Annotated in this window: 18 protein-coding genes; 11 read left to right on the top strand and 7 right to left on the bottom strand. The window is 58.0% G+C overall.

What is annotated here, in order from left to right; all coding sequences use genetic code 11:
• Positions 1–190 precede the first annotated feature (190 nt).
• Positions 191–1,405: a type II toxin-antitoxin system HipA family toxin gene (locus tag J3474_RS07775; RefSeq protein WP_207093682.1), complete on the bottom strand. Its 1,215-nt coding sequence runs from the start codon at positions 1,403–1,405 to the stop codon at positions 191–193.
• Positions 1,402–1,944, bottom strand: coding sequence for a helix-turn-helix domain-containing protein (locus J3474_RS07780; protein WP_242528248.1), 543 nt, complete (start codon positions 1,942–1,944; stop codon positions 1,402–1,404). Before J3474_RS07780 ends, J3474_RS07775 begins: the two co-directional genes overlap by 4 nt.
• 681 nt (positions 1,945–2,625) lie before the next feature.
• Here J3474_RS07780 and J3474_RS07785 point away from each other — a divergent pair.
• The 5 genes from J3474_RS07785 (at position 2,626) to J3474_RS07805 (ending at position 7,405) form a co-directional block, all read left to right on the top strand.
• On the top strand, positions 2,626–3,372 hold the full coding sequence (locus J3474_RS07785; protein WP_242528249.1) for a hypothetical protein: 747 nt from the start codon (positions 2,626–2,628) through the stop codon (positions 3,370–3,372).
• Positions 3,373–3,878: 506 nt separating this feature from the next.
• The gene (locus tag J3474_RS07790) at positions 3,879–4,244 is read left to right on the top strand and encodes a PilZ domain-containing protein (RefSeq protein ID WP_207093685.1); all 366 of its coding nucleotides are present in this window, start codon (positions 3,879–3,881) and stop codon (positions 4,242–4,244) included.
• Between the two features lie 361 nt (positions 4,245–4,605).
• Positions 4,606–4,959, top strand: a complete 354-nt coding sequence (locus J3474_RS07795; protein ID WP_207093686.1) for a PilZ domain-containing protein — start codon at positions 4,606–4,608, stop codon at positions 4,957–4,959.
• 1,122 nt (positions 4,960–6,081) lie between these two features.
• Complete coding sequence (gene phbB, locus J3474_RS07800) at positions 6,082–6,804, top strand: acetoacetyl-CoA reductase (protein WP_207093687.1); 723 nt, start codon at positions 6,082–6,084, stop codon at positions 6,802–6,804.
• Between the two features lie 169 nt (positions 6,805–6,973).
• Positions 6,974–7,405, top strand: a complete 432-nt coding sequence (locus tag J3474_RS07805) for a phasin family protein (RefSeq protein WP_207093688.1) — start codon at positions 6,974–6,976, stop codon at positions 7,403–7,405.
• A gap of 451 nt (positions 7,406–7,856) precedes the next feature.
• Here the strand turns inward: J3474_RS07805 and J3474_RS07810 are convergent, their stop codons facing one another.
• From J3474_RS07810 to J3474_RS07815, 3 genes are all read right to left on the bottom strand, one after another.
• Positions 7,857–8,276 carry a hypothetical protein gene (locus J3474_RS07810; protein ID WP_242528250.1) on the bottom strand — a complete coding sequence of 140 codons (420 nt, stop codon included), beginning with the start codon at positions 8,274–8,276 and terminating at the stop codon, positions 7,857–7,859.
• Between the two features lie 57 nt (positions 8,277–8,333).
• On the bottom strand, positions 8,334–8,576 hold the full coding sequence (locus J3474_RS22625) for a hypothetical protein (RefSeq protein WP_041558037.1): 243 nt from the start codon (positions 8,574–8,576) through the stop codon (positions 8,334–8,336).
• Positions 8,577–8,981: 405 nt separating this feature from the next.
• Positions 8,982–9,458 carry an Hsp20 family protein gene (locus J3474_RS07815; RefSeq protein ID WP_013831394.1) on the bottom strand — a complete coding sequence of 159 codons (477 nt, stop codon included), beginning with the start codon at positions 9,456–9,458 and terminating at the stop codon, positions 8,982–8,984.
• Between the two features lie 111 nt (positions 9,459–9,569).
• Between J3474_RS07815 and J3474_RS07820 the strand changes: the two genes are divergently transcribed.
• Positions 9,570–9,791: a type II toxin-antitoxin system RelE/ParE family toxin gene (locus J3474_RS07820; protein ID WP_207093744.1), complete on the top strand. Its 222-nt coding sequence runs from the start codon at positions 9,570–9,572 to the stop codon at positions 9,789–9,791.
• A gap of 200 nt (positions 9,792–9,991) precedes the next feature.
• On the opposite strand, the gene J3474_RS07825 is transcribed toward J3474_RS07820, so the two are convergent.
• On the bottom strand, positions 9,992–10,327 hold the full coding sequence (locus J3474_RS07825; RefSeq protein WP_207093689.1) for a response regulator transcription factor: 336 nt from the start codon (positions 10,325–10,327) through the stop codon (positions 9,992–9,994).
• Between the two features lie 271 nt (positions 10,328–10,598).
• Between J3474_RS07825 and J3474_RS07830 the strand changes: the two genes are divergently transcribed.
• The 5 genes from J3474_RS07830 to J3474_RS07850 all read left to right on the top strand — a co-directional run bounded on the left by J3474_RS07830 (position 10,599) and on the right by J3474_RS07850 (position 15,067).
• Positions 10,599–11,948: an IS1380-like element ISSp1 family transposase gene (locus J3474_RS07830; protein ID WP_376706517.1), complete on the top strand. Its 1,350-nt coding sequence runs from the start codon at positions 10,599–10,601 to the stop codon at positions 11,946–11,948.
• A 622-nt stretch (positions 11,949–12,570) separates the two neighbouring features.
• Positions 12,571–13,071, top strand: coding sequence for a hypothetical protein (locus tag J3474_RS07835; RefSeq protein WP_207093691.1), 501 nt, complete (start codon positions 12,571–12,573; stop codon positions 13,069–13,071).
• Positions 13,072–13,158: 87 nt separating this feature from the next.
• Complete coding sequence (locus J3474_RS07840; RefSeq protein WP_207093692.1) at positions 13,159–13,530, top strand: hypothetical protein; 372 nt, start codon at positions 13,159–13,161, stop codon at positions 13,528–13,530.
• A gap of 60 nt (positions 13,531–13,590) precedes the next feature.
• Positions 13,591–14,319: a C39 family peptidase gene (locus J3474_RS07845; protein ID WP_207093693.1), complete on the top strand. Its 729-nt coding sequence runs from the start codon at positions 13,591–13,593 to the stop codon at positions 14,317–14,319.
• A gap of 1 nt (position 14,320) precedes the next feature.
• Positions 14,321–15,067, top strand: a complete 747-nt coding sequence (locus tag J3474_RS07850) for a hypothetical protein (RefSeq protein ID WP_207093694.1) — start codon at positions 14,321–14,323, stop codon at positions 15,065–15,067.
• Positions 15,068–15,214: 147 nt separating this feature from the next.
• Here J3474_RS07850 and J3474_RS07855 read toward each other — a convergent pair whose 3' ends face one another.
• On the bottom strand, positions 15,215–16,513 hold the full coding sequence (locus J3474_RS07855; RefSeq protein WP_207093695.1) for a transporter: 1,299 nt from the start codon (positions 16,511–16,513) through the stop codon (positions 15,215–15,217).
• Between the last annotated feature and the right edge of the window lie 2 nt (positions 16,514–16,515).

Genomic DNA, 16,515 nt, shown 5'->3' on the forward strand with positions numbered 1-16,515 from the left:
AATGTGACATCGCGCCTGGAAAAACCGGCAAGCGACAGGATTGCGGGGAAGAGACCGGTCCGCCCCGGGGTACAGTAAGTCGGCGCCTGAATGACTGACTACCCACCGCCGGGACCAATTCGTGCAAAGCGCAATATCGGTACGCCGATGATGAAAATGACCATCGCTTTGTCCGCCGGGGAGCGCATACCTAGACCGCAAGGCACTTTCGATGCTTGTCGATTGCCGCCGCGACTTCTCCTGAAAAAGGTAGATGCGCCTTTTCCTGATCCCAAAGCGCGTCAAATTGCTCGACGGTCTCTTTGACTGTCGAGATGACGAGGTACGAGGGCAGCCGCGCCTTGTCCGCGATCGTTTCCAGTTCGCGGTAGGTGAACGACTCCCATTCGCGCGAGCGATGGAATTTGAGAGCGGAATCCTCCCCGGGGATATAAGCGACCGTCGACAGGAGGTCGTAGGCGGGGGCGAGGATTGGTCGGCGCCGGTCGGGATAGATCAGCGACCAGTTCTTCAAATGCATGTCGCCATTGCCGATCAGCACGGAATAGGTGAGACGGCGGACAAACTCGACGGCGCTGGCTTCGTCTGTCTCGATCGCGAGCACCGACAGGATTTGGCGATAGCTGGCGTTCTCGTACTTGTCGTCGGCGTACACGCCATAGACCTGGGCAAAGTCCTCGACGTGGATTGCACCTTCCTCGCTCCGATCGAAGCGGCGTATGGCGTAGGCCGACGCCCCGTATCGGGTGATCCCATCGGGCAATCCTTCAATCGTATCGAGCGGCACGAGATCGATATCAGGGACATCGATCCCGAGTTTGGAAGCCAGGTTCATGGCCGCGAATTCGTTCTCGGGAACGTCGGGATGTCTGGCTGAGGGCAGTTTGACGATCCAGTCGCCGCCTGTGCCGTTCACCGGAATGGTGAGGCCGGCATTCTTGCCCTTGTTCTTCAATGCCGAGAATTTGAGTTGGACGCCCGCGAGTGAGAAGCGAAGGGCATGCCTGGCCTGCCCTGCAATGCTACCATCCTCAACATCGTCGGACAGCCCATCTTGTGCATCGACGGGAACGGCCTGGACCGCTCCCGGCAAGTCCCCGCCAAGTTGAGTGAGTAGCGGGTACTCGCGCACCGCTTTGACGCCAGCGCGGCGCGCAAGATAGTCGCGCAAGGTGCCTTCGGGCAGAAGGTTGGAGAAGAATGGCTCGATCCGGGTCTGATAGGCACGCGGCGTATTGACGATGCCGCCATAGGGGTCACGGTAGGCGAGCGAGAGAACTGGGCGATCCTCGTCTGCGAGGTAGGCATCGTCGAAGGTGAAGATGCTGCGATCTCCATCGAGACGCGCGAGCGTTCCGATCCGGCGGTCATGCAAGAGTATGTCGAGCGCGGCTGCGTCGATCATTCGTCATCCTCCTCCAGTCGGTATGCGGGAAGCTGACGCTGTGTCTCTATGAATGGGGTACGCACTTGAATCTTGCGGAAGTGCCTGAGTGACGAAGTTGCTTCCTCAAGCTGCTTTGCCAGTCTGGCCGCACTTCCCGGCGCATCGATCAGGGATTTGAGACGTTTTGCAGGTTGCAAGGCTTCGTCCAGAGCCTTCAGTTGGGCAGCATCGAATTGCAGCCTGGGAATGTTCCGGATCGCGTTCTGATATCCTTCAACCTGCGAGAGCTCGGGAAAGCTACCCTTGATGCGTTCGGCAAGCTGCGCTTGCTCATTGAGCAGGTTCAGAGCGCGACTGGTTTCGACTGGCGTACCGTGGGCGCGAACGGCGCCCTCCACAGCGGGCAGGGCCTTGCGTGGGATAAGCTTGACCTCAAGGCCGAGTGCGCGCGCGATTTCGACAAGGCTGGAAAGTTGGAGATCTACTGCGCCCTTCTCTATCTTGGAGATATGGCTCTGAGGCAGGCCGACACGCTGCCCCAGTTCCTTCTGGGTCATTGCCTTTGTCTTCCGTACCGCGCGAATGCTGGCGGCTATCTCGTCAATTCCAGCGCTCATTCATCTGCTTTTGCATATATTGAATAGAAAATATATGCCATTGCATATCATTCGGCCGACTCTTTGATCAAACGAAATATGCTTTGGCATATACACTGCGCTTGGCATATGTAGTAGCATATATATGCTGGCGTAGCTGCAGGGACACGGCCCTGAAACCGCGGATTTCCTCCGGATTCGTACCTCATGCGGCCTATCGAAAGTGTCTTGTGCCAATCTTTGGCTTGGGCACCGTCGCGCCATCGTGAAGCGGGTCCAACTCGTCCGACCAGAATTGCATCATCGCGACGCGCTCATCCCGGCCTTCTCCGCGCATGTGGCTGCCTGGCCTCAATTGACCCGCTTGCGGAAATGAGATGGCGCAAGAATCAAAGACCTGAAGCGCACAATTCGACTTTTCGGAACATCCACGGCCCGCCTCAGGTTGTTACAAACATACCCGCCCAAAACGCGGAGGAAACCATGAGAAACCTGCTTTTTGGCGCCACTGCCCTGGCACCCGTCCTGGCCGTTCCCACCGCGGCACAAGCAAACGAACCGTCGCCCTGCCCGGATCCGCCCCCACCAGTCGTCCTCCCAGATAGCGAGCCCTCGCAAGAGAGCGATCGCATCTCGGTCAGCATGGGTGCCAACATGGTGACAGAGTACATCTCGCGCGGCGTGATGTTTGCAAAAGAGGTGAGCCTGCAGCCCAGCGTTACCGTTTCGCTGGATCTGGTAGATGATAACGGAGGGCTGGTCACCGATGCCAGTGTCTTTGCCGGCACCTGGACGAGCATCAAGCTCGGGTCGGTACCGCCTGGCCCGGCCGGAAGCCTCAACCGCTTTTTCGAGACCGACCTTTATGCCGGCGCCGCCGTCCAGCTGGCCGACAGATGGAACATCTCTGCCACCTACTATCGCTATGAATCGCTCAGCGATTCCTTCGAGGGATACAACGATCTCGAATTGATCGTAGGATACGACGATTCAGGGACCTGGGACCGTCTGCCGCTGGATAACTTCAGCCTGTCGCCCTCGCTACGACTGGTGCAAGAGGCTGGGCGCCCGGGGCGAAAGGACGCGCTCTATATCGAGCCATCGCTGACACCTTCCTTCGATGCAGAGATCGCCGGCGTGCCCCTCAACGTGGCCATTCCCCTCATGATCGGCCTGTCCGACGAGTACTATGATGGTATCGATGGCGGCAAGGAAACCTTCGGCTTCTTCCGCACCGGCCTTCTACTTTCCGGCCAACCCGCGCCGGAGAGCCTCCCTGGACTTACCATTAGCGCAGGTGCCGACCTGTGGGTTCCGAACAGCGCCGTTGCCAGCGGCATCGACCGATACGACCTTGTCGGCCGAATGGGCATCAACTGGGGCTTCTGACTTACGGAACGCGGGTGGTAACGCTCAAGGCTGACGCTCCGGCCTGCGCCCGTTTCAAGGGGTATGAAGAGATTCGCAAATTGCTGTCGAGGTTGTGCGCTATCGCCGCGAGCGTTGGCAGACGGCGGACAGGAAGCGGCTTATCGCGCCTCTTCCTGCCAGCATCATAGGTGGCTTTGGGCCGGAGCCACGACGCTTCATCGCGGCCGGACACTTTCGGGGACAGGTTACCCTCGACCACCGCTTTCGGCCGTCCGCGCACCAATACGGGAAGACCCCCGGCTGCATCCAAGCCTCTCCTTTTCGCCAGATCGCCACCCAGGATCGACGCTACATGCTCGTCGAAGCCCACAGCGGGCGGCGACGATCACACGCGGGACCATCAGCAGATGATCCTTGGAGGAGGGAAGTCATTGTCAGCGTAGCTTATCAAGCTGGCGCACCGCGAGCTAACTGTTGGTTAACCATCGCTGCCATACATTTCGTGCAACATCGGGGGATGTGCAATGGACCAACGCAAACACGAACGCTTTGTAGTTGAGCGCAAGATTGAATGCTTTGTCGATGATAGACGCCATGAGGTTTCGCTCTACGACCTTTGTTCTGGCGGGTGTATGATCCAGGCTTTGCGGGTTCCGCTCAAGGTCGAGACCATCGTCGATCTCAAGCTAAACCATTTCATCGAGGTGAACGGCCAGATTGTCTGGAAAGCTGGGGCGAGCGCTGGAGTGCGCTTCGGCCAAAAACTTCATGAAGCGGCTGTCAGGTATCTCGGCTTTATGCCGCGACACCAGACTTTCGAGGCGTTGGCGCCGCGTGACCGGTTTGGCCGATTGCTGCCGCCATTGCCACAAATGGGATCGGGATATTGATGTCGCAGCTCCGAAGCCCGGGCATCGTTCCAAGAGATCTGCACAGATGGCAGGGCGCCGCGGCTTTGGGATCGCATTGGAAGCGATCGCGGCTGCAATCTTCAACGCAGTAACGCACGGGCAACAGCATGAGGCGACCGGCGATTCGAGGAAATGTCGCATCTCGCCCATGCAGCGCCGAACTCTTCACATCAGATTCCAGCATCGTTTGCGACACATCGGAATCTCCAGCTAAGTTCATCACCTCATATTCAGGTATAGTTCTTTGCGCAAACTCACCCGAATATTGAAATGAACGCAAAATCACATTTTATTCATTATTGTCGGTCAATTTATTACCCGGTGATTCGGGGGAATTGCAATGGACGAGCGTGAACACGAGCGTTTTATCATTGACCGTGAAGTCGAATGCTTTGTCGGTGAGCGCAGACATGAGGTCTTTGTTTACGATCTGTCTGCCGGGGGCTGCATGATCGAGGCTCCCCATCTTGAACTTGAGGGCGGAACGCTCATTCATCTACGGCTGAACCATTTCATCGAAGCGCAAGGCAGGATCGTCTGGCTCGCAAAGGGGCACGCTGGCGTGCGCTTCGATTGGAGGCTTGCTGAAGTTGAGGTCCGACATCTGGGCTTCACGCCGCGCCAAGAACCCTTCGAGACCATCGCGCCTTGCGACCGGCTTGGTCGGCCATTGCCCGCATACAAACAATATTAAGCCGCGACCGCGCAGACACGGCACTCGGCTCTTTGTGCAAAGCCCAAAGGCCCGGAGGGTCTTCGCCCGGGGAAGCAGCGAAGAAGTCCGGGCCTGCGGAACTGGGATCAAATAACGGATTGATCCCTTGAGGGCATCGATGTTTACCGTCACCGGTGAACTTACTCAATAGGCAAAGCATCGATCTTAACCGCCGCAACATCGCGTTGCATTAGCAGCAATGCCTATTCTCAAGTTGCCCGTACTATAGCCGTCCCAAACCAACCGATTTTCGCGTCCCAGGATGAAGGGGGCAATCGGCAGAGACGTTCCAGCTCACGTCATTCAAAAGCGTTTGTCCTTCGATGAATGGAGGGCCGCTTTCAAAGAACTCACCGGGGCCCGAAACTTCTGCTTCGCCGGCGCCTCTTGTAGATGCCCGAACCGATTCAGACATCGAGGATAGCCCAAGCGATAGCGCTGTCAGCGAGATCGAAGTGGTCAGGATGTCCATCAGCAAGCGCGCATTGGGGTACTTTATTCCCTTCCAGGACCAATTGATTGTTGCGCTTATCTTCCTTGCGCGACAATATAGCCAATGCGGAAATGATTCTTTTGGGAGCACGCGTAGTTAGCAACTGCGCGGGGGAGGAATTGGTGCCGCTATATAAGCTAATCCTGCTTGAGAGCGACAATGGCCCCGAAGAGGTCATTACGTTCGAGGCCGCAGATTCGGTTGCTGCGCTAGTTAAAGCGCACAAGGAAAGTCCCAATAGATCTGCCGAATTGTGGTGTGGCGACAATAGGCTCTGCCAGCTTCGGCGCAAGCCAGTCTCTGAAGAAGCCCTCTGGGCCGTCTTGAGCACAATTGCCTGATCACCCCGTCGATAAAGAAAGCGGCCCAAGTTCGGGTCGCCTTCCCGAAGACCTCGCCCTGCGGAAATGAAAAGGACGAACCTTCTGGTTTCGATGCAATCGAAACCTACCAATTAAACGCACAACACCGCCAGTTTGTTTCCAAGTTCATGACAAATCGCAAGAAATGCTGCGCTGCACCATTTTGGTTGTGCAGTGCAGCGTGATTGCATATATGGAATCACATCCAAGGCTCGACAGAGCCGAGATAGCGAGAGGAAATCTTGAATGGCGCGAGTGGCAATCGTCACCGGTGGAACACGCGGAATTGGCAAGGCAATCGCACTTAGGCTGAAGGAAAGAGGTCTGACTGTGGTCGCCAGCTATGCGGGCAATGAAACCGCAGCCCAGACCTTCACAAAGGAAACGGACATCCCGGCATTCAAATGGGATGTGGGAGACCATGATTCTTGTCTCGAAGGCTGCGCGCGCGTTGAAGCCGAAGTCGGCCCGATCGATGTCTTGGTTTACAACGCAGGAATAACCCGCGACGGCACACTCCACAGAATGAGCTGGGATGATTGGAGCGAAGTCATCCGAATCAATCTGGGCGGTTGCTTCAACATGGCCAAGGCGACATTTCCCGGCATGCGAGAGCGGCGCTGGGGGCGCGTGATCAATATTGGTTCGGTCAATGGTCAAGCTGGGCAATATGGCCAGGTCAATTATGCCGCAGCCAAATCTGGCATTCACGGCTTCACAAAGGCGCTCGCCCAGGAAGGGGCGAAGTTTGGTGTAACAGCCAATGCAATTGCGCCTGGATATGTCGATACGGACATGGTCGCAGCCGTCCCCGATACGGTGCTGGAGAAGATCGTTTCCAACATTCCTGTTGGACGCCTGGGCCACGCCGACGAAATTGCCCGTGGGGTCGCCTTTCTTGCTTCAGATAACGCTGCCTTCATCACCGGCTCGACCCTGTCGATCAACGGCGGGCAGCACATGTACTGACCCCTGGCCGCTGCGCTTGGGCACACATGCTCATTCAGCGGCGACCATGCTGCACTGCAGCAATCGTCATCACTTTCGGCCTCTATTTATCCGATCGCGAGGCAAAAGAGGTGACTGATTGCAACTTCCACAGGAAGGCCGAATTTTTACTACGGAGAGAGAAGAAAAAATGGATACTACGACAAAGACGAGTGCCGAGAAGATTCCCTTCGACGCAATCAGCGACAAGGCAAAGACTGCCATCGATAAAGGGGCGTCAGCGTTTGGGGCTTACGGCGAATTCGCGAAGGCAAACGTCAGCGCACTTTGGGAGGCGGGAAAGATCTTTGCCGATGGCCTGCAGAAGCTTGGAACCTCTTACTCTGAAGACAATCGAGCCAGCTTCGAAAATCTTTCAGAAGGTCTGAAGAGCTTGGCCGCTGCCACGTCACCGGCAGAATTCTACAAGCTGCAGAGTGAGCTTTTGCGCCGCAATGTAGAAACTGCGATCGCGCTTGGCACGAAAAACAATGACGCCCTTGTGAAGCTCACCAAGGCTGCAGCTGCCCCTCTTGCAAAGCAGGCCGATGTGAACGTGCGAGCCCTTCAGAAGATTGCCTAGGGGCTCGTTCCAGGAACAAATTTAGGCTCCCCCGGATTTGCTCAACACCTTCGCCGCGCAGATCCGGGGTATTTTTCCATTCTTTCTGCCACCTCAACTCTGTGCCGGCGTACTCTCGGGCTATGCGGTGATCCTTCCCCCAAACCCTGCATCCATTCCGGAACAGGAAGCGATGAAGGCAACCTTGTCACCCCGTTCCGGTCGTCACGCGCGACAACCGATAAGTAATGTGGGGCAGGTTCTGAGGACCCCGGATTTTACGTTGGCCGGCAGACAGGTCCCAGACGTCGTCGTTCTTGCCCGTCAGCTTTGTCAGTCCAAGGCGAAAGCTCCATCAGAGGATCTCGGCTCATGCACGAGCGTGCTTCGCGGGCGGGTCGCTCGGTTGCGACGTTGAGTCATATTCATAGGCATTGAGCGAAGGGATTTCCCATGTCCACCGCATGCCCGATCATCCAGATTGTTTGAGCGATCCCGTGGCTTGCCCGGATAGCCGACCAACCTTCGATGATTCCTGATCACTTTCAGCCGTGCCGTCGCCAGACAACTGCCAGGCGCAGCCCAACGCAACAGCGCCTGCCAAAACGTGGACCCAGAAGGCGGAAGCGCTGGAAGGCCCAAAGCCGACAATCGTCGGTGCCATCAGCGTTCCAAACCCCGCCAGCATCAAAAGCCCGGTGAACCAGGATTCGTTCTGCCTTACGGCAGCCGTCACAAAAAATCCGGCTGCGCAGGTCCAAGAGCTCCAGGTGGCTGACTGGTTCGCATCGAACCCCAACAGGTGAGGGGCAAGAGCCAACCCAGTCCCACTCGCGACGAGCGCCCAACACATCGTCCGAAATTGTGAAACAGAACGTGCTTGCATATCCATCCTCCACCCTTCCCTTCTCGGGAATTTTCAAGAGCGGCTATTTCGGATGATTGTCCGCTAATTCGTGGCCGAATTGGAAGGATCCGCGCCGGGCTCATCGAGCGAACGCAGTGCGCTGAAAACTTCGTCGACGCCAAATGGCCTGCTGATCCCCTTTGGCTTGCGCAAGGCTGGCTGGTCTTTCACTGCCGAGCGATCAGATGCCCACGAGGCCAGGATTGCGCGCTTTACCTCCGGTTCAAGACTGGGATGACGCGCGACGTCGAATGGATGAAGAAACCGAGAAATTGGCCGCGACATGGCTATCCTCCTTTCGTTCTTGCCGCTTCTGACTCGATATCTAGCTTTCGGCTGCAAGGAATTTTGGGATTTTCCATTTCGGCGTCAAGAGGGTTTTGGCACTCTACCCACATGAGTGCCAAGGAGCATTTCAACCCCCGTTTCAAAGGCGAAATTATCTTCTCCAAGTCCTTATGGAGTCCTGCCCGGAGGCAGGGTCTACAGCGTGTCAGCTACTGGAGCGGTCATTCAAGACCGGAATCCTGCGAACTTGTTGCTTCGCATCAGTCTGCGGCATAGTCACTGTCAGGACCCCACCATTGAAGTTGGCTTCGCAGTCATCCTCTTCCTATCAAGAACGGCCAGGAAGTGGCTTGCCGCCCGCCACTTGCGCGGCGGTGTCGGCAAGCCCATTTTTAATCAGCGCTAAACCGCTTCCGGTTCTTGGGCCTTGGATGCCGTAATTTTGCCTTGGACCGGCTCGCTTGCACCGATATCGATCTTGCGCGGCTTCATGGCTTCAGGAACGCGCCGCTTCAGTGAGATGCTGAGCAGGCCGTTCTCGAAGTTGGCCGACGTCACTTCAACAAAGTCCGCAAGCTGGAAGCGACGCTCGAAGTCGCGCGTCGCAATGCCGTGGTGCAGAAATTCGCCCTGCTCTCGGGCATCTGCCTGCCTGCCGGTAATGGTCAGCTGGTGCTGCTGCGCGACGACATCGATTTCATCACGGTGGTAACCAGCGAGGGCAAGGTCGACCCGATAGCTGTCCTCTCCCTCCTTCACGAGGTTGAAGGGCGGATAATCGCTTACATCCGAGCGCGTGGGGCTGTCTAACAAATCGAACAGACGATCGAAGCCCACCGTGGAGCGGCGATAGGGTGTAAAGTCAAAGTTCGTTCTCATTTCCAAATCCTCCAATGAGCAATCTGAGCATGAGATGCGCCGGGATGAGAGCCAGCGCCCTCTGTGTCCAACCGGACCCGCAAATAGGCATCCGGTACTTCAAGATTTGGGATCGGCAATACTCGGTTCAAGAGCAGAATTGAAACACGCCTAGCGGCGCTGAGCGAATTTCCGCACCGGGGATCCCCTCGCGACGACTTGAGCGCAGGTCTGCGGACGCCAGCATTCAAACGCCGCGTGTTAATCGCATACACCGTAAATGGAACGGTCGTAACATTGCAGCGAATTATCAATGCATCCCGCGATCTGGCGCCGGTTCTTCAAAACCCATGAGATGTTCGGCGGTCATCGCCGCAAGTGGCCCCGCTCAAGGTCCTCGTACATTCGAAATGAGGACGTGATTGCCATTTCTGGCACCGGTCATTGCCAGCGCGCAGGGCGAAGCAATGCAGAGCCGGTCGCGGCATTCTCAAAACTGTCCGATCGGCTGTTTCCCGGCAAGGTGAAGGTGCGGTCCCACGACCAACACCGTGCTACAGGTATCGTATGGAGGGCAGGTCGGCGGGCAGGTTTTTGTTGTGCAGCTGGATGGTCGCATCCGTCAATGCGGTGTAAAATTGGGTGTGGCCAGCGGGCTGCAAGTCCTGTTCGCTATAGACGGTAAGTCTGTGTGTCGCGATGGCTATCGTGACCATATGGGCTCGATTACGTGCGCGAAGCTTAAGTTTGATGGTGTCGATGTGCCCCTCGACAGTGCGAGGTGCAATGTTGATTTCCTGCGCTACTTCTTTTGCTGAATAACCTTGGGCAACAAGTTCCAGAATTTGGAATTCCCGTTGAGTCAATTCGGGCTCAGAATCCGGCTTCATATTCCTCTCCATCCCCCAAAATTGCCGGACATTTCAATGCGACGATATCATCGGACTTCGTTACATCAAAATACCATGAGTGTAACTCATGGTATTTCCGGCATTGCCCTGACATCTCTGTGAAGAACAAGCGTAATCACTAGCCCGCCTTATTCACCAAAAGTGTCCTGAAGGGTTGGCGGGAGTGGCGTAAGCCTCTGATCTGAATTAGGAACTTGGTGCCTAAGCCGAACCTGCCGCAGGGCAGAAAATGCCACAAGCCACACCCGCCATGAACGACGATATCGCAAGCTCATTTGGATTCTCAGCAGTCGGCCGCAAGAAAATAACAGCTGCATTCGACGGTGGCCGGCTTACCTCGGATGGCGGTGTTCTACTGCTTGCACAAGCCGAGCGCGCGATGGGGATTTGCCAGCGCCTGGCGGCTTGTATTGCCGATCCGCGCGATCCAGCGCGGGTGATCCATCGCCTGGATGACATTCTGCGTGCCCGTGTGTTCGCGATCGCGTGCGGCTATGAGGATGCTGATGATCTCGATGCTCTGCGCGACGATCCAGGCTTCCGTCTGGCGCTCGGCAAGCTGCCGGAATCGGGCGCGGGGCTGGCCAGCCAACCGACGATGAGCCGGTGGGAAAATGCACCGACTACGCGCGAACTGGCCAGCATGATGGCCGCGATGATCGACATCTACTGCGCCAGCTATCCCGCCCCACCGACAGCGGTCACGCTGGATATCGACGACACGTGCGACGTCGTGCATGGCTATCAACAGCTCTCGTTCTGGAACGGGCATCATGGGGAGCGCTGCTTCCTACCGATCCATATCTACGACACCGCGACCGGCAGGCCGGTGGCCATGCTGCTGCGCACGGGCAAGACGCCTTCTGGAAAAGAGGCGGCGGGGCACATCCGACGCCTGGTGCGTCACCTGCGCCGTAACTGGCCCGATACCCACATCACCATCCGCGGCGACGGGCACTATGGTCGACCCGAGGTCATGGCCTACTGCGATGCGGCCCGCGTCGATTACGTGTTCGGCCTGCCCACCAATGCAGCGCTGCGCGCCGATCCCGCCATTGTTGCGGTCGCCGATGCCTGCGCGGTCAAGCGCGCCCAGCGTCAGTGTCCCGTCCTGCGCAACTACGCAGAGACCCGCTATGGGGCAAAGACCTGGAAGTGCCAGCGTCGTGTCGTTGCACGGATCGAGGCCAGCACGCTGGGCATGGACATTCGCTATGTCGTCACGTCGCTGACCGGGGCCTCAGCCGAGCACATCTACGATGCGCTTTACTGCGCGCGCGGGCAGGCCGAGAACCTGATCAAGCGGCACAAGGCCCAGCTGGCCAGTGATCGCACCTCGTGCCGCTCGGCCAATGCCAATCAGATGCGCCTGATCCTGCACACTGCCGCCTACTGGCTGCTATGGCGCATCCAGCAGGCGATGCCCAGGACCGCTGCTCTGGCAAGCGCCGAGTTTACAACCTTGCGCCTGCGGCTGCTCAAGGTCGCTGCGCGCGTCGTAGAAAGTGCTAGCCGCATCCGCATTGCCTTCGCTTCGGCCTGTCCGGATGCCGATCTGTTCCGCGCCCTCGTTCTCTGGCTCAAGCCTGCGCCGACGTAGCCCATGCGGCAGTGCCGCAGAACTCCGAGCCCAGCCCTTCGACCCGAAAAGCCCATCAATCCGAATGCGGTGAAACAAACGCCAGCGACGCCGGTCGTCCGCGCAACACCGCCAGCGGCAGCAAATGCCCAGAGCGGGCCTGAAACCGAGCGTCGTGAATAAGAGAGGCTAGATATATCGTTTTTGGCTGCCCATTAGATACTGATGACATGTTTACTGCAACATATCTTCCGAAATACTCCTTAATGATAGTCCGATATATTCCATGTGGAGCAGACTTGGTGCAGGCGACCATTGGTCCGTAAATTTACGTAGATCAAAATACCCCGGAGTTTGACGATTCGACACGCCTCCAAACTCCCGTCTGATTTCAACGCACAGCAAAACTATACCTAAATACCAACAAGATGAAGATCATTTTGGAATCGAATCTTATCTACCTGCATAGCGTAGTGCCGCTTGCCGAACGGGTGTGAGCCCCCGTGGGCATGACAAATCGCAATATGCCCGTGCAGGAGAGGCATAGACTGAGTCAGGTCTGCATGCGTGGACGAGTCTGCGGCTGCCTGCCGTTTCAGGTTCCAGGGGGCGGGCGCTCGCATCAACAAAATGGGAGTGAAACATGAACAGGAAGCACATCTTCGCAGCCTCCGCCATCGCGCTCGGCATCGCACTCAGCGGTCCCGCATTCGCCGATGATCGCCGGGGCGGTCACGACACGAGCGGAGGTACCGAGCTCGAACAGAACCAGGGTCAGGCCCAAGGGCAAGCGCAGGGCCAAGCCCAGGGGCAGGCGCAGAACACCAGCGTCGATTCCGACCAGAGGCAGTCGAACTCGCAGAACCTCGCCGTGGTCCTCGACAACGACTACACCGTCGATGTCGACGTCAACAAGGACTACGTCATCGCAGATCAGGAACTGAGCGCCAGCAACGTCAACTTCATGATGGACCAAGTCGTGGACATCGGCGACGAGTATGACAGCGGCAGCAACACGGTCAAGGACAGCGCCTTCGCTTCCTTTGCCGGCATTCTGACCCAGGCCTGGAACACGGGCATCAACGTTAACACTCAGGCCGCGACCAATGTCGCGGCGCGAGGCACCGTGTCCATCGGCAACTGATCCTTGCGGATCACGCTGATCGGGTCGGCTCTCCGGGTCGGCCCGATCTCCCGCCGTCGCGAATGACGGCTTTGGGGGAGATGTGACATGATGCGCAATGTCTGCCTGAGCCCGGCAGTGATTGGGCTGATTCTCGTTTGCGCCTCACCTGCCCGTGCGGAGGCCGTGGCGGATTCGTCACATAACGTGGCGGACGTAGAAGCGGCGGCGAAGGCTGCGCCTCTCAACGACGATGATCTTGCCGATTTCCGTGGGGGCCAGGCGATTACGATCGCCAATCAGACCATGACCTCGATAGTATCCGGCGCGAACATCGGCGGTAATGTTTCCGCAGGCGCGGTGAACCTGACCGAAAACGCCCTGTCCAGCTTCAACGGCCTGGGCAATATCGTGATCAACACCGGATCGCAGGTAAGTCTGCAGTCGGGGATGAACCTCATCGTCAACGTCAATCAGTGAGCAAACGCCATGTTCACGCAATCTCGACGCCACTTTGAATGCTACAGGCGACGAATGGTCATGTGGCGCTTGATCGCGCTTCTACCGGTGGCTACGGCAATTGCCCTCGCCGTGCCCGCGAAAGCTGACGTGCGCGTCGGCGGCGGTTCGAACGGATACTACACCGTTCAGGTCAAGAGCTGGTGGGAGATCCCCTTCCGCACCGTGGTGCGCCAGCACTATGACTTCAGCTGCGGTTCCGCAGCCGTCGCGACACTGCTGACTTACCACTACGATACACCGACCAACGAGAATGCCCCCTTTGTCGCGATGTGGAAGGCAGGCGAACAGGACGCCATCCGCAAGACCGGCTTTTCGATGCTCGACATGAAGCACTATCTGCAGAGCCTGGGATTTCAGGTGGCGGGCTTTCGACTGGACGCCCAGCAGCTTTCGGCGCTGGATCAGCCCGCGATCGTGCTGCTCGACCTCAAGGGCTACAAGCACTTCGTTGTCGTCAAGGGCGTCAGCCGCGGCGAGGTTCTGATCGGCGATCCGGCGCTGGGCCTGCGAAAGTTGAGCATGGATGATTTCACCAGCGCCTGGAACGGGATAATCCTGGCTATCGTGAAGACGCCAGACAACAGGAAGGCGATCTTCAACCGGGCTTCGGAATGGGACCCATGGGCAAGAGCGCCTGCAAGGCAGGGGGTCGATCGCCGTTCGGTCGGCGATCTGATGACGTTCATTCCGCCGATCTACCAGATTACCCCGCAGATTCTGATCGACTTGCGTCCGGGTGGGAACTGAAATGGTCGCGCTCTCCTGCTGCACCATGGCGATACTGGCGATCCGTCAGGACATCGGCCTGTCGGCAACGGCGCCGCCGCCAATGGCGGAAGATGCGGTGATCGCGGCGGAGCAGCCATTGGCAATCGTTGCTCCGGCTTTCGGCGCGCCTGCGCAGGTGGCCGGATTGACCGTGCCGCTGCCTGCGCCAAAGGGGCCATCCGCGAAAGCAGCAATGGATCCCGCCAACGCTTCTTCCCAAGCTGCAATGTTCGGCGGGCTCGTCGAGGAGGTCGGTGACGATCTCCTGGCCCAGCAGCGCGGCGGCTTTTCGATTGATGGCTTGGACATCACGCTTGGAGCGCAGATCGAGACATTTATCGACGGCCAGCTATCGCTGATCACCACTGTCAACTGGACAGCCACCAGCGCCACCACCACACAGACCGTTTCCGGCCTCCTCACCCCCGCCAGCGCCGCTGAACTGCAAGCCGGATTGCTGAACACGGGCCAGATCAGCATGAATGTCGGCGATGCCTCCGTCTATCTGGCAAACGGCGGCCAAACGGCGGTCATTCACAACACCGACAGCGGCATCCAGAACGTGCTGATCAATACCGCCAGCAACACGAGCATCAAGACTCAGGTTACAGCGACCATCGACCTCAGCGGCTACTCGGCGTTCAAGGAAAACTTCCTGGGCGGAGCCTTGGCCACCAGTCTGGGCCAGGCCATGGGCGCGGCCACACTGAACACCATCATGAACTGAGCCGCAAAGCAATGGCCGGCAATGGCGGCGAGGGCAAATCCGCTGCAGGGCAACGGATGAAGTCGCATCCCCGTCCCGATCCGGTGCCGATCACACATCGTCGCGTCTTTGCCTTTCTCGGCACGGGCAAAGCGTAAGCGATCACTGCTATAGATGAACGTTTATCGGCAGCCGCAGGGTTATGGCAACATTTGGCGCGTCATTGGTCACGCCGAACTGGAAACTCCAGTTCATCGTCTGTTTCTCGGTCAGGCGATAGGACATGCCGAAGGCAAGGGAACCGACCTGGAGCCTTCTCGACTTCTGCACCGTATCGCCGATTTCACTCTTCGTCGGGAAGATATAGGCGTGTTCATAGCCGAGCGAGAACGAAAACCGCGGATTCAGTGCGAAACCGAAGCCCAGATTGCCTGAAATCGCGTCACCCGGGTCAACGTGGCCCACTTGGGCGCCGCCGATCGTTCTGTTGATGTCCCTGCCGATGTTGAACAAGTAGCTGGCACTGCCATAGATCACGACTGGATCGGAAGGCAGAAGGAAGTTGAGCCCGGGCTGGACGCTCCAGAAGCCGGATCCGGTGGCGAGATCGGTCGCGATTCCGAACTCGTCGTAGTCTACATCGAACGGACCGATGCCGGTGTCGCTCTTGACACGGACGCTCCCGACAAAGATCGGTTGCTGCGCCCGCTTGGGATTGTTGAGCTGGTAGCGCAAGGCGAATTCCACATCGCCGATGTCCTTCTCTTCGTATTTCAACGTGCGGACTATGCCTTCGTCGCGCTGCTGGACGAACTCGACAGTGTCATGCCGATAGACAAAGGGAACCCGGACCTCCGCTTCTAGCCGATTGGTCACGCCGTAGCGCATGGTGCTCGTGGCGACTATTGTGTTCCTGTCGGCGGTGCTGGCCTCGATCACGCCGATCTGGAGGCCGGGCACCAGCTCAATTCCTCTGAATACCAGTCGGTTGCTCGACGATTGCACATAGGCGATCGACGGCTCGATACCCAAAGTGCCGCGCGGTGTTAGAACGCCTTGCCCCTCGGGCACGGCCTCCACATGGGCTCGCAGCTGTTCCTTCTGGCTTTCCCCTGACGGCGCTTCGCCAACGGGGCCCGTGGGGAGCGGCTCTGCGGCAGCCTGCCGGTTCGGTGAGGCTGCCGTTGCCTGCGCATCATATGACAAGGATGGCTGGGTCGGGGAACCGAGTCCCCGGCCCTTCATCATCACCAGTTCGCTGTCTTGCTCGCGCAATCGCTGCTTCAGGGTGTCGATCTCGGCTTGCTGCTGAAGGAGCAGGGCCTCGAGCCTTTCGAGCCGTTGGATGGCTGATGCTTCCGGAGCCAGGTCCTGAGCGTGAGCCTCGCTTCCAGCCAGGGAAGGGCAGGCAAATGCAACGGCCGGTAACAAGGTAGCTCGAGATATGACAATAGCATAGCGTTCCATGA

Source organism: Novosphingobium sp. PY1 (assembly GCF_017312445.1).
GTDB lineage: Bacteria > Pseudomonadota > Alphaproteobacteria > Sphingomonadales > Sphingomonadaceae > Novosphingobium.